Source organism: Mesorhizobium sp. WSM3859, assembly GCF_002295065.1.
In the GTDB taxonomy this organism is placed as follows: domain Bacteria; phylum Pseudomonadota; class Alphaproteobacteria; order Rhizobiales; family Rhizobiaceae; genus Mesorhizobium.
On record NZ_NSGG01000004.1, the window covers coordinates 254,389 to 267,005 of the forward strand.

The 12,617-nt window shown below is 63.3% G+C and carries 12 protein-coding genes; 5 read left to right on the forward strand and 7 right to left on the reverse strand.

Annotated features, from left to right (window positions below; genetic code table 11):
- Positions 1-6: 6 nt before the first annotated feature.
- Together CK230_RS11165 and CK230_RS11170 are read right to left on the reverse strand one after the other, a co-directional pair.
- Complete coding sequence (locus CK230_RS11165; protein ID WP_095817218.1) at positions 7-768, reverse strand: 3-hydroxyacyl-CoA dehydrogenase; 762 nt, start codon at positions 766-768, stop codon at positions 7-9.
- A 27-nt stretch (positions 769-795) separates the two neighbouring features.
- Positions 796-1,401 (reverse strand): N-acetyltransferase, encoded by a 606-nt coding sequence (locus CK230_RS11170; RefSeq protein ID WP_095817219.1) that lies wholly within the window; start codon positions 1,399-1,401, stop codon positions 796-798.
- A gap of 290 nt (positions 1,402-1,691) precedes the next feature.
- Between CK230_RS11170 and CK230_RS11175 the strand changes: the two genes are divergently transcribed.
- The gene (locus CK230_RS11175) at positions 1,692-2,678 is read left to right on the forward strand and encodes a glutathione S-transferase family protein (RefSeq protein ID WP_095817220.1); all 987 of its coding nucleotides are present in this window, start codon (positions 1,692-1,694) and stop codon (positions 2,676-2,678) included.
- Here the strand turns inward: CK230_RS11175 and CK230_RS11180 are convergent, their stop codons facing one another.
- Positions 2,679-3,182: an NUDIX domain-containing protein gene (locus CK230_RS11180; protein ID WP_095817221.1), complete on the reverse strand. Its 504-nt coding sequence runs from the start codon at positions 3,180-3,182 to the stop codon at positions 2,679-2,681. It lies immediately after the preceding gene.
- Between the two features lie 116 nt (positions 3,183-3,298).
- Here CK230_RS11180 and CK230_RS11185 point away from each other — a divergent pair, with 116 nt between their 5' ends.
- Positions 3,299-4,231: a metallophosphoesterase gene (locus CK230_RS11185; protein ID WP_095817222.1), complete on the forward strand. Its 933-nt coding sequence runs from the start codon at positions 3,299-3,301 to the stop codon at positions 4,229-4,231.
- Here CK230_RS11185 and CK230_RS11190 read toward each other — a convergent pair.
- The 4 genes from CK230_RS11190 to leuA form a co-directional block, all read right to left on the reverse strand.
- The gene (locus CK230_RS11190; RefSeq protein WP_095817223.1) at positions 4,221-4,838 is read right to left on the reverse strand and encodes a hypothetical protein; all 618 of its coding nucleotides are present in this window, start codon (positions 4,836-4,838) and stop codon (positions 4,221-4,223) included. The two genes, CK230_RS11185 and CK230_RS11190, sit on opposite strands and share 11 nt — an antisense overlap.
- A 151-nt stretch (positions 4,839-4,989) precedes the next feature.
- Entirely contained in the window at positions 4,990-5,793 is an 804-nt protein-coding gene (locus CK230_RS11195) for an alpha/beta fold hydrolase (protein WP_095817224.1), read from the reverse strand.
- 292 nt (positions 5,794-6,085) lie between these two features.
- On the reverse strand, positions 6,086-7,876 hold the full coding sequence (locus tag CK230_RS11200) for a hypothetical protein (RefSeq protein ID WP_095817225.1): 1,791 nt from the start codon (positions 7,874-7,876) through the stop codon (positions 6,086-6,088).
- A gap of 196 nt (positions 7,877-8,072) precedes the next feature.
- Positions 8,073-9,812: a 2-isopropylmalate synthase gene (gene leuA, locus CK230_RS11205; RefSeq protein WP_095817226.1), complete on the reverse strand. Its 1,740-nt coding sequence runs from the start codon at positions 9,810-9,812 to the stop codon at positions 8,073-8,075.
- 430 nt (positions 9,813-10,242) lie between these two features.
- On the opposite strand from leuA, the gene CK230_RS11215 reads away from it, so the two are divergent.
- From CK230_RS11215 to CK230_RS11225, 3 genes are read left to right on the forward strand one after another with little or no spacing between them, the layout of a single operon-like run.
- Entirely contained in the window at positions 10,243-11,409 is a 1,167-nt protein-coding gene (locus CK230_RS11215; RefSeq protein ID WP_095817228.1) for an ATP-grasp domain-containing protein, read from the forward strand.
- A gap of 4 nt (positions 11,410-11,413) precedes the next feature.
- Positions 11,414-12,190 (forward strand): alpha/beta hydrolase-fold protein, encoded by a 777-nt coding sequence (locus tag CK230_RS11220; protein WP_095817229.1) that lies wholly within the window; start codon positions 11,414-11,416, stop codon positions 12,188-12,190.
- A gap of 18 nt (positions 12,191-12,208) precedes the next feature.
- A complete protein-coding gene (locus CK230_RS11225; RefSeq protein ID WP_245429882.1) occupies positions 12,209-12,535 on the forward strand; it encodes a nuclear transport factor 2 family protein in 327 nt (108 codons plus the stop codon).
- Positions 12,536-12,617: the final 82 nt, after the last annotated feature.

A 12,617-nucleotide genomic window follows, 5' to 3' on the forward strand; every position in this document is an offset into this window, starting at 1 on the left:
CTCGGCTTACTTCGGCGCCATGCGGATGGCGCCGTCGAGCCGGATGGTTTCGCCGTTGAGCATCTGGTTCTCGACGATGTGCAGCGCAAGGGCCGCATATTCCGACGGCTCGCCGAGCCGCGGCGGGAAGGGCACGGCGGCACCGAGCGAATCCTGCACTTCCTGCGGCATGCCGGCCATCATCGGCGTCTTGAAGATGCCGGGCGCGATGGTGCAGACGCGAATGCCGGAGCGCGCCAGATCGCGCGCCACCGGCAGCGTCATGCCAACGACGCCGCCCTTGGAAGCGGAATAGGCGGCCTGCCCGATCTGACCGTCATAGGCGGCAACGGAGGCGGTGTTGACGATGACGCCGCGCTCGCCCCCGGCAAGCGGATCGAGCTTCGCCGCCCGATCGGCAACGAGGCGGATCATGTTGAACGTGCCGATCAGGTTGATCTCGATAACCTTGCGGTACTGGTCGAGCGGATGCGGTCCGTCCTTGCCGATCGTCTTCACGCCGATGGCGATGCCGGCGCAATTGACCAGGATGCGCGGTTCACCGAGCTTTCCAGCCACTTCGGTGATCGCGGCCGTGGCGCTGTCGCCGCTAGAGACATCGCATTGGACGGCAATGCCGCCGATGTCGGTTGCGACCTTCGCCGCGCGCTCGATGCCGACATCGAGGATGGCGACGCGGGCGTCCTTGGCGGCAAGCGCGCGCGCCGTCGCCTCTCCCAGGCCGGATCCCCCGCCGGTGACGATCGCGATCTGGCCGTTCGGGTTCATGCAAGCCTCCCAGGGTTTCGAATTATGCTACGAGGCGCGCAGGGGAGGCGCAACCGCAATGGCCGGCTCGATCGACAGCTGCGCATTGCCGGCCGGCCGCACCAGGGCCGGGGCAAATTCCGCAACCCTTGCCGTATTGGCGTGGCCGACTTCACCGGCAAAGCGCGCGACGGCGCCCGGCTTGATGTCGTGATACAGCAGCCGGTCGAGATCGACCGGGCGCGGCATGGTGATCTGCCCGCGCGGGAAGCGTTTGAAGCCGAGCGGCCCATAATATGGCTCGTCGCCGACCAGGATGACGGCAGGCGCGCCGGCCTTCCTGGCCGCCTCCAGCGCGATCGCGACCAGCTTGCGGCCGATGCCCAAATTCTTGAAGGCGGGGCGAACCGCAAGCGGGCCGAGCATCATGGCGCGTCCCGCGCCCGCGGCCACGCGCGTCATGCGCACCGAGGCGATCACCGCGTCGTCCTTGACGGCGACATAGGACATCGAGCGGTCATGACCGCCCGACTCGCGGATCTTGTAGGCGGCAAGCACGAAGCGGCCCGGGCCGAAGGCCTCGTCGTTGATGGCTTCGATTTCAGCATCATGCGCCGGGGTTTCCGGCAGGTATTTCACGTCGGCAAGGCTCATGGTCTTTGCGTTCCGGTATGCGAGGAAGGTTTGCTGCAAGCGGCAGCGTTCGCCAGTCAGCGCTTGTTAAGCGCGGGCGCCCTTTCGTCGTCGGTCGAACCGGATCGAGGCAAAGTCGAACATGGGCGCCTCCGCTAGCACCAATTTTGTGCCGCTGCAATCGGCGCTTTTTGTCTTTCTTTGTGTCATTTGACGAACTGGTTCCTCATTTGACGAACTGTTCAGTGCCGAGGGGCTTCGCCAACCCGGCTATCGGCCTAGATTATTGCGAACCGCAGGGAGATTTCCGCATGGGATTGCTGATCGAAGGCAAATGGCAGGACCGCCCGTTCGAGACCGACAGCGGCGGACGGTTCATACGAAGAGAATCGCAATGGCGCGACTGGGTCACGCGTGACGGCAGTCCGGCGCAAGGCAGCAGGCGCGGCTTCAAGGCGGAACCCGGCCGTTATCACCTCTATGTCTCGCTTGCCTGCCCTTGGGCACACCGCACCCTGATCTTCCGTGCCCTGAAGAAGCTCGACGGCATCATCTCCGTATCGGTGGTGCACCACTTCATGGGTGAAAACGGCTGGACGTTCAAAACCGAGGAAGGCGCCACCGGGGACACGCTCTACGGCCTCGATTTCTTGCACCAGATCTACGCCAAGGCCGATCCGGCCTATTCAGGCCGCGTGACGGTGCCTGTACTGTGGGACAAGAGGCAAGAGACCATCGTCAACAACGAGTCCTCCGAGATCATCCGCATGCTCAATTCGGCCTTCGACGAATGGGGCGATGCGGGTCTCGACTTCTATCCGGCGGCACTGCGGGCGGAGATCGACAGGATCAATGCGCAGGTCTACCCGGCAATCAGCAACGGCGTTTATCGCGCCGGTTTCGCCACCACGCAGAAAGCCTATGAGGAAGCTTTCGGTGAATTGTTCCAGGTTCTCGACATGATCGAAGAGAGGCTGTCGCGACAGCGCTACCTGGCCGGCGAACACATCACCGAGGCCGATTGGCGGCTGTTCACGACGCTGGTGCGCTTCGATCCGGTCTATGTCGGCCACTTCAAATGCAATCTGCGCCGCATCGCCGACTATCCGAACCTGTCGAACTATCTGCGCGATCTCTATCAGGTGCCCGGTGTGTCGGGCACCGTCAACCTGCACCACATCAAGTCGCATTATTACGGCAGCCACAGATCGATCAATCCGACGGGGATCGTTCCGGTGGGGCCGGAGCTCGACTATGCGGCTGCGCATGACCGGGGCAGGTTCAGGAAGGCGGCGTGACTACCAGTAGGGTGAGATGCGCTCACCGCCAAAAATCTCTGCTATCCGTCGCAGTGTCGCCGGGGTCGTTTCCTGCGGCAAATGATCGAGCGGGAAGAAGCCCGCTTCGGCGATCTCATGATCGGGCAGTTTCGGAGCCGTCTGGCTGAAAGCTTCGATCAGATAAAGGCCGACATGGTCGCGCTTGCTGGAGCGGCGGTTGAAATGCATCGACTTCAGCACCGGCGGCGTGGTCAGCGCGATGTTGCCTTCCTCGGCCAACTCGCGCACCAAGGCTTGCTCGAGCGTCTCGCTGACCTCGACGCCGCCGCCCGGTAGATGCCAGCCTGGAACATAGGTGTGGCGGATCAGGAAGACGGAATTGGAGGCGCGGTTATAAACCAGCCCGCGCACGCCAAGCGTCATGGGGCGGCGCAGCAGGAAGTATAAATGGAACAGCCTCGCCCGGAAGCCCGGCCAGCCGGCTTGGCGAAATGCCTCCTCGGGATCGGCTTGGCGGTTCATGCAATGATCCCCAGACAGATCTTCAAGGGTTGCCCCACGACCATTTTGCGGCACCTGCTTGGGTGAACAGCAAAGGGTGAGTGGAAAGCCTCGCCGGCGTCGCTTAAGAAGGGGCCATGTTCAGGCTCGCGCATATTTCCGATGCTCATCTGGGACCGCTGCCCGATGTAACCTATCGCGACCTCGCGTCCAAGCGCGTGCTGGGCTATGTCAACTGGCAGCGCAACCGACGCCGCCATATGCATGACGCGGTCATCGACACGATCGTCGCCGACATCAAGACGAACGCGCCGGACCATCTCGCCGTCACCGGAGACCTCGTCAATCTGGCGCTCGACGGCGAGATCGAGATGGCCAAGCACTGGCTGGAGACGCTCGGGTCGCCGCAGGACGTTTCCGTGGTTCCCGGCAATCACGATGCCTATGTGCCGGGCGCCTTCGACAAGGTCTGCCGGGCGTGGGCTCCCTGGATGACGGGCGACGGCGTCAACGGTCCGGTCGACCGCAATTCCTTTCCGTATCTGCGCGTGCGCGGCAACGTCGCGCTGATCGGCGTCACCACGGCGCGCGCCACCGCACCCTTCATGGCCAACGGCTTCTTTATGGAAGGGCAGGCCGAACGGCTCGGCAAGGTCCTCGATGATACCGCGAAACAAGAACTCTTCCGGATCATCATGATCCACCACCCGCCGGTGCGCGGCGCGATCCCGCAGCACAAGCGGCTGTTCGGCATTGCCCGTTTTCACAAGGTCGTTCGCCGGCATGGCGCGGAACTCGTCCTGCACGGCCACTCGCACCTGCCGTCCTTGTTCACCATCGGCACACGCGGCGCCAAGGTGCCGGTGGTCGGTGTTGCCGCCGCCGGCCAGGCGCCGGGTGGCAACCATCCGGCGGCGCAGTACAACATGTTCGAAATCGATGGTGAAAGCGGCAGCTGGCGCCTGCGTCTGACCAGGCGCGGCCTGACCGGACCGGCCATGCCGCCTTCGGACCTCCAGACCATGGACCTCGACGTGCCGGCAGACGGGCGCCAACTCGTCAGAAGCTGATCTTCATCTGCATGATGCGGTCCCAGAACAGGGCCAGCGAAACCGCCAGGCCGACAAGGGCGCCCGCGGCGATCAGGCCAAGGCCGGCGAAGAAGGTTGTCCAGCCGTTGCGGCCCGTTTGAGATCGGATAGGCGGCTCCGCTTCTTGGACCATGTGTCGATGCAGGCCGGGAACGGCGCTTTCCATGCCGCCCTCCATCATGCGCTGCCGCTCGACGACACGTTCGGCCACGTAGCGCGTGACAGCGTCGGCGACGGCTTTCATCTCGGTCGATTCAGCCAGCACCACGCGGCCGACGCGGGTGTCCTTGAGGAAGCGGTAGGTTCGGCGGTCGCGTCCCATGGCGACGTGGCTCACCGCGTCGATCCATAGCCGCGGCTGCAGGCCTGACGAGACGGCGAAGTCGAAGCTGTCAATGTCGGCCGGGACATCGGCAAAGACGGGAGCAAGCTCGGCTGCCAGCAGATCGAGCCGCATGCGGTGCGCCTCGCGCATGTCGACAACCACGTCATCGCGGTCGGCGAAGGCGTTCTTGACGTCGCGTATGGCGTCCGAAAGCTTTCGCGATGGCTCGATCGGGGTGATTATGTCGCCTGCATCCTTCATGGGCGGCTGCCTCGCTGGTGGTTAACAGCGAGTTAACACAGTCGCCGGCAAAATGCACGCCGATGACATACCGGGCCGGGTCCAGGCGGAAACCCGTTTCGGATCTTTACGGCTGGTGCGGAGCCAACCCGGCAAGGACATCGCCCCGCGTTCAATTGGCCGCGGCGCCCAGCGCCGGACGCAACAGCCTGGCGCGCCGTCGCGTGTTGCGGCGCACGATCTCGGCGATCAGATCTGGAGCCTCCTCGACCAGCATGTGACCCGCGTCAAGGACATGGTGCAGATGGAAATGCGACGGCAGAGCCTCGGCCTGCCCGACAGGCAGGAGCGGATCCTCCGCTCCCCAAACAACCATCACCGGCATGTCGAGCGCATCGAGCTGCGCTCGAGGGATGACCCCTTGCCGGTCGTCCCTGGTCATCGCGGCCGCCATATCGATCAGGGTCTGCAACTGGCCGGGCTGTTTGCGCATGAGGCAGAGGGCGTCCACCACGTGGTCGGGCGGCACGCTGCGCGGGGCCGACATGGCCGCAAGGCTGGCGCGGATCTGCTTCCTGCCGGAAGCCGCCGCATAGCGGCGCAGCAGGGCTGCGTTGATCTCCGGGCCGAAGCCGCCGGGCGCCAACAGCGTGAGCGAAGCCACCCTGCCGGGATCGGCTAGCGCCATCAACGTCGCGACCGCGCCGCCCATGGAATGACCGACGAGATGGACCTTGGTCAGCTGGCGGGCGGCAAGATCGGCGAGGATGGCTCGCGCGGCCGGCTTGGCGCCGCCCATGCCTTCGCATTGCAGCGAACGACCATGGCCCGGAAGGTCGTAGGCCAACACTCTCGCCTCCGCCGCCAGCGGGGCCATGACGTCGCGCCAGATCTCACGGCACGCTCCGAAGCCATGCAGAAGCACGATCGTCTTCGGACCGGCGCCGCCCTCGACGGCATAGGGGAAGGGAAGCATGAAAAATGGAGCGGTGAACAAGACAGGCTGCAATTGGAAATTGTGGCTGAATTGCTCCCGATCCAGAGGGATGGCCAGTAAAATTTTCGCGACCGAAGCGGCCTGTCAGGCGCTCGACGCCCAAGCTCGTCCTAATGGGTGTCGGATCACAGCGTGATACTTCCGCGCTTCGGGCATTGGGTGGTCCAAACACCGGCGGAAGGTGTGCCTATGTCCTTGTCTTGCTGCAATTCCGGCACGAAGGCTGCGGCGTGGCCGCCGAACCAACTGACCACGCTTTTCCGTAAAGTCTTTAGCTCGGATTGCCGATCCCGGCGGCACGCAAGGATTGCACCAGCCGATCGGTGAGATCCGCGGGATATTTGCGGTCGACGAATGTCGCGCGCGGGTCGGCGGCGAATTTCGGGAATTCGGTGGTGAGCTCGTTGGCAAGCTCGCCCGCCAGCTTGTCGCGACCCGAAATCTTGGCGCCGATCAGGCGCGCGGCCAGATAATGCGACTTGGATGCCGTCGTGCGCAGCGACTCGCTGGCGATGGCGGCCTTTTTCATGTCGCCCTGCATGAAGGCGCCGACGAACAGGCCATAGTCCCACCAGGTCGGATGGCCGCTGAAGGCCTCGACCGCGTGACCCAGGATCGGCGTTCCCTCATCATATTTGCCGGCGAAGATCAGCCCGTAGCCATAGGCGGCGGCCATGCCGAGATCATACGGGTTGAGTTCGTAGGCCTTGCGCGTCAAGCGGATCGCTTCGTCCGCGTTGCCGAGGCGCGAGTTGAGGTAGCCGAGGGCGCGATGCGCGTGCGGGTTCATGGGCCCCATCTGGACGGCGCGATGCGCGAGCGACATGGCCTTTTCGAGTGTCGCTTCCGGCGGATAGGGATAGTGGACGGTGACGGCCTCCCCATGAAGCGCAGCCAGCTCAGCGTAGACAAGCGACGATTTGGTGCCTTCGCTGGCCAGCTTCTCCAGGCAGCGATAGGCAGCTTCGTGCGTCTGGGCGTTCATGTCGAGATAGTAGTGGTCGTCGAGCACCAGGCATCCGATCTGGCTGGTGCGGATGTCGCTCTGGTCGATGTAGCTGTAGATCGCGCCGGAAGCGGGAACGGTCGATGTCAGAAGGCTGGCGATGTTGCTTTCAACCACGCCAGGCGCGGTTTCGGCCGATGTCAGGTTGCGCGACAGCAGGACCCGACCGGTCGCGACGCTCTGCAGTTCGACCGTGACGTCGCCGGCGGCGGGGCCGGGAACAATCTCGAAGACGAAACTGATCGGGTCGGCCGATTGATCGCGCGTTGAATCCGCGTCGCGCCCGATGAAGTCGATGGTGTCGAAACCGGCAAGGCCGGCGCGCAGAGACGACGCGACGCGAGCCGCCTCTGCTCCATCGGCTTTCGTGGCTATGTAGATGAGCGGCAAGGAGTCGAATATCGGCTGGGCGGCGGTGCCGGCAACGCCCGCCGTTGCAGCCGTTGCCGCCGTGTCGCTGCCGCCGAGGAAGGCATTGCCCTGGCGAAGGATGAGCAGGCCTAGCATGGCAATGACCAGAACCATGGCAGCCCAGAAGAACCGCAACTGCCGCGTCAGTGATTGTGCAGGTGCGGCTGGTGCAATGGGGGCCGCAGGCTCGCCCGGCGTCCGGCTGTCGAGATATTCGGCCGCGGACGATGCGGCTTCGGCCGATGCCTGGGGTTGGCGCGCGATGTTGCCGGTCGCGGATTTTGCGTCGCCGGGCAGACGGATCGCGTTCAGCTCATAGGATGGAACATAACCGCCGCGCGGGATCGCGATACGCACCGGCTCGGCGACGCCTTCATTGGCGAAGTATTGGTCCAGAAGCTCGCGCAGGCGGCCGGCCTGGACCCTGACCACGGCATCGGTGGAGGCGTCGAAATCGCCGTCCTTGCCGAAGACGTCCATGGCGATGGAAACACCCTTCAACCTGTCGCCTTCGCCTGCCTGCTCGCGCTCCACCAGATAGCGCAATAGCCTGCGCGCACGCTCGGAGCGTCCGAACGTTTCGCTGGCAAGCAGTCGCTCCAATGTCTCGCGCACTGCGGGGGCGGCAGGCGTGGCAGGCTCCAAGTGTCGAACCTTTCGAAGTCGGCACAGGTTAGGAACCGATCATATATAGCGCTTGCGGCGGCGCACAAGAATGCTTCTGTTATGCGATCACGTAAGCCACCGCAAATTTCCCTGCCGGTTAATGAATGGCGAGAAAATCACGCATGTTTTACCGCGGCGCGCCCGGCGGACGCGTCGCGTTCAAGGGCTCAAATGTTCAGCCGGCCTTGCGGCATAGGATGCGGTTGGCGGCCGAAACAACGGCCTCCAGCGAAGCGGCGACGATGTTGGTGTTGATGCCGGCGCCGAACAGCTTGCCACCCGGATGCTCCATCTCGACATAGGAGATCGCCGAGGCGTTGGAGCCACGCTGCAAGGAATGCTCGGAATAGTCGAGCACCGACATGTCGACGCCGACATGGCGCGAGAGCGCATCGACAAAGCCGTCGATCGGGCCGGTACCCGAGCCGGTGATCGTCACTTCCTTGCCGTTGTCGATTATATCCGCCTCCACGATGCGCCGCCCCTTCACCGCGGTGTCGGGGAAGGTGCGATGGTCGAGGAACTTCAGCCGCGCGCGAGGCTGATCGACATAAGTTTCGAGGAAGCGTTCATGGATGCGCTTGGCCGGCACCTCCTTGCCTTCCGCGTCGGTGATCGCCTGGATCGCCTGGCTGAATTCGATCTGCAGATTGCGCGGAAGATTGAGGCCGTAATCCGCATGCAGCACATAGGCGATGCCGCCTTTGCCCGACTGCGAGTTGATCCGAATGATCGCCTCGTAGGTGCGGCCGACATCGGCCGGGTCGATCGGCAGGTAAGGCACCTCCCAGATCGGCGTGTTGGCCTTCTTCAGCGCCTTCATGCCCTTGTTGATGGCATCCTGATGCGAGCCGGAGAAAGCCGTGTAGACCAGTTCGCCGACATAAGGATGGCGTTCCGGGATCTTCAACTGGTTCGAATATTCATAGACATCCTTCATCCGGTTGATGTCGGAGCAGTCGAGCTCCGGATCGACGCCCTGGGTGAACATGTTGAGCGCCAGCGTCACGATATCGACATTGCCGGTGCGCTCGCCATTGCCGAACAGCGTGCCTTCGACGCGGTCGGCCCCGGCCATCAGGCCGAGCTCGGTGGTGGCGATGCCGGTGCCGCGGTCGTTATGCGGATGCAGCGAGATGATCAGGTTCTCGCGGTTGTCGAGATTGCGGCACATCCACTCGATGCGGTCGGCATAGACGTTGGGCGTCGACATCTCGACCGTCGAGGGCAGGTTGATGATCAGCTTGTTGTCGGCCGTCGGCTTCACGATCTCGGTGACGGCGTTGCAGATCTCCAGCGCAACTTCGAGCTCGGTGCCGGTGAAGCTTTCCGGCGAGTATTCGAAGCGGTAGCCGCCGCCGGCCTTGGCCGCCATGTCGGTGATCATCTTGGCGGCGTCGGTGGCGATGCGCTTGATGCCCGCGACATCCTTCTCGAAGACGACGCGGCGCTGCAATTCGCTGGTCGAATTGTAGAAATGCACGATCGGGCGGTGCGCGCCGTTCAGCGCCTCGAAAGTCCGCGTGATCAGCTCGGGCCGGCATTGCACCAGCACCTGGAGCGACACGTCGCGAGGCACGCCGCTTTCATCGATGCACCAGCGGGCAAAGTCGAAGTCCGTCTGTGAGGCCGAGGGGAAGCCGATCTCGATCTCCTTGAAGCCCATGTCGAGCAACAGCGCGAACATGCGCGCCTTGCGCTCGTGGCCCATGGGGTCGATCAGCGCCTGGTTGCCGTCGCGCAGGTCGACCGAGCACCAGATCGGCGCCTTGTCGATCACCTTGTTCGGCCAGGTGCGGTCGGTCAGGCCCACGGTGGGGTAAGACTGGTATTTGCGGGCTGCATCCGGCATGTGGCCGGCCGCGCGCTTCCCGGCTTCAGCCTCGCCGGCGCGGATTTCTTCTCGTGCGTTCATCGTCTCTTCTCCGGGCGGCTCGCATGTTCGCCTTGGGCGGATTGATGGCGAGCGTCGCCTCTACCAGAATTTCATTCGCTTGATTATGACTTTGCCAAGGAGCATGCGCCTGAGGCGGCGGGTATCGACCGCCGGGCGCTCCTTCAGCGAACCCGGCGATCGCCGATAAGACCGAGAAGAAGCAGGGTCGAAGCGAGCGCGCGCGCGGTCTCGCCGGCGAAGCCGGGGCGAGAAGAAGCGACGGAGCGGACGCGCGTGGTCATGGCGGCTCTCTTACAGGAGCGGCCCGTCGGAGGCAAGCGGGACGGAGGAACGAATGCGCCTCGCCCGGCCTCTTCGCGGCGCCGACGTCTTCCCCGCGCCTCGTAAATGCGCCAGACTTGGTTTCGAATGCTTGGCTACCGAGCGAAGCTCCGGGGAGGGGTCGCCCATGAATTTCGTGTTCTTCTCGCCGCATTTTCCGGCCAACGGCGCCGATTTCTGCGACCGGCTGAAGAAGGCCGGCGCCACCGTGCTCGGGATCGGCGATGCGCCTTATGAGAGTTTGAACAGCAGGCTGAAGCCGGCGCTTTCGGAATATTACCGCATCGCCGACATGGAAGATTACGACGCCGTGTTCCGGGCGATGGGCCATTTCATCCACAAATGGGGCCGCATCGATCGCTTTGAATCGCTCAACGAGCATTGGCTGGAGCTCGAGGCGAATATCCGCACCGATTTCAACATCTATGGCACCAAGCTTGATTTCGTGAAGAATTTGAAGCGGAAAAGCCGCATGCGCGCCTTCTTCCGCAAGAGCGGCGTCGAGACCATCCCGCAGCGCAAATGCTCCGACCGCGCCGGCGCCATGACCTTCATCCGCCGTGTCGGCTACCCGGTCGTGGTCAAGCCGGATTCCGGTTCCGGCGCCTCCAATACCTTCAAGATCTCCAATGCCAGGGAACTCGACCAGTTCTTCCGGGACAAGCCGGAGGACGTCACCTTCGTGATGGAGCAGTTCATCGAGGGACTGGTGGTGACCTTCGACGGGCTGGTCAACCGCGACGGCGAGGTGGTGCTGGCGGCCAGCCACCGCTACGACCAGAGCATCATGGATGCGGTCAACAAGGACCGCCACATGAGCTACACCTGCTTTCCCGAAATCACGCCGGCGGTGGAGGAGGCGGGCCGCAAGATCCTGAAGGCGTTCGACGTTCGCGAGCGCTTCTTCCACATCGAGCTGTTCGAGACCAAGGACAAGCGCATCATCGCGCTCGAGGTCAACATGCGCCCGCCCGGCGCCTGGATGACCGACGCCATCAACTACACATTCGACATCGACGTCTATGCCGCATGGGCCGACATGGTCGTCAAGGATGCCGCAGGTGGTCCCTACAAGGGCAAGTATTTCACTGCTTATGCCAGCCGCAAACGCCACATCGACTATTTGCACAGCCATGCGGACGTGCTAGCCGCCCATGGCGACAAGATCGTCCATCACCAAGCCATCGAAGAGGTCTTCAGCCGCGCCATGGGCAATTACGCCTATCAGATGCGTTCGAAGGATCAGAAGGCGCTGCGCCAGGCGGTCGACTATATCCACGCTGAAAAGGCCTGAGCCGATGGACGTCTCCTATCACAAGGGCCATGCCCGCAATCTCGGCCGCGACATGGAATACAAGCGCTACGGCCATGCCGGGCGCCCGGTGGTGGTGTTCCCGACCTCGCAAGGGCGCTTCTACCAATTCGAGGATTCGGGCGGGGTTGGCGCGCTTGCCGAGTTCATCGACACAGGTCGCATCCAGCTCTTCACGCTCGACGGCATCGATTCGGAATCCTTCTTCAACAAGCATGCCGATGCGGCGCATCGCATCGCGCGGCACGAGGCCTATTTCCGTTATGTGCGGGAAGAGGCGCTGCCGGAGCTGCAGGCGGTCGCCGCCAAGTCCAATGGCGGGCGCAATCTCAAGCCGCTGTTCAGCGGCTGCTCGATGGGCGGCTACCATTCGTCGAACTTCGTGTTCCGCTTCCCGGAGTTGGCAAGCGGCGTCATCTCCCTGTCCGGCGTCTATTCGGCCCGCGACTTTTTCGGCCGGGCGCTGGAAGGCAACATCTATTTCAACTCGCCGCTGGACTACCTGCCGGGCATCGTCGACCAGAAGCTGCTCGGACGGCTCAGGGCGCTCAGGCTGATCTTCTGCTGCGGCCAGGGCGCCTGGGAAGAGCGTATGCTGGTCGAGACGCGCGAGCTGGAACAGGTGCTGCGCGACAAGTCCATCCCTGCCTGGGTGGACTATTGGGGCGGCGACGTCAGCCATGACTGGCCGTGGTGGCACAAGCAACTGGTCTATTTCTTCGGCCGCTGGCTGGATGACGACCTGATGCACAGGCTGGATTGATGACGCAGGGATCAGCCGATGCGCAGCGAGATGGATATACCTGATCCGATCCGTCGTTTTGTCGAAGCCACGAATTCGGGCGACAACGAGGCGTTTCTCGACACGTTCACCGCCGACGCTTTCCTCGGTGACTGGGGTGCGTCCTTCTTCGGGCGAGATGAGATTTCGAATTGGAATCAGTCGGACAATATCGGCGTCCAAGCCAATCTTCGCATAATCAGCGTCGCAGAGCTTGGCGAAATCTACCGCGTCCGCATGGCGGTCACGGGAAACGGCTTCAACGGCGAAGGCGAAATGGTCTTCACCCTCAAGGGCGGCCGGATCGTGAGGCTGATCATCACCTAGCATTGCCCTCGCCGGCTATCCGCCGACATGCCTCTCCAAAAATATGACTGCTTCTTGAGGACGTCACGTGGCGTCAGCCAGT